Origin of the sequence: Bartonella queenslandensis, assembly GCF_018155095.1 — a bacterium.
Lineage (GTDB): Bacteria > Pseudomonadota > Alphaproteobacteria > Rhizobiales > Rhizobiaceae > Bartonella > Bartonella queenslandensis_B.
This window is the reverse complement of the sequence record NZ_NAAI01000039.1, coordinates 1-544: the sequence shown is the minus strand read 5'-3', so window position 1 is coordinate 544 and position 544 is coordinate 1. Positions and strand designations below refer to the sequence as shown.

Here is a 544-nt window from a genome sequence, read left to right as displayed (position 1 = left end):
CAAATTTGTGATTTCCGGTTGATAAAGTCCTGTGGTAAGAGCTATTGAAGTGATAATGCTTATTCGCAGGAAACGGTTTACGAAACCGGAAAGCGGCATATCTATAGCGCCCCGAATGATAAGCCATCCATAGATAATGAAAGCGATTGTGATTCCAATTGAAACGAAGGGTGTGATTGTAACAATTGCTTTTGAGGAAATATCCGTGACATATGTTTTTGCTATCTGATCAATTTTAGTAAAAAGTTGTGTGAACATAGTGAAGTTCATGGCATTCCTCTTTATTGAATTTTCAATTTTTTATCATCTTGGAATATGGATACATGCTAAACACTTTATTTGCATTTATGCATTACCTAAGTATCTTCACCACGATATCTTGACTTTGATAAAATCTTTGTGCCCTTTTGAATGATTGGAATGGCACTGAAACCTCCTACATTGGCTTTTGTTTTCAACGTATTCTGGGCATATCGCTTTTTTCATGGTCAAAAAACATCATATCAAGTTCACGCCTTTTTCTTTTGATAAGTGAATGCTCAGC

Annotated in this window: 1 protein-coding gene; it reads right to left on the bottom strand. The window is 35.7% G+C overall.

What is annotated here, in order from left to right; genetic code table 11:
• A partial coding sequence (locus B5V81_RS08630) for a type IV secretion system protein (RefSeq protein ID WP_212113096.1) occupies nucleotides 1-270 on the bottom strand: 270 nt, incomplete at its 3' end.
• Between the last annotated feature and the right edge of the window lie 274 nt (nucleotides 271-544).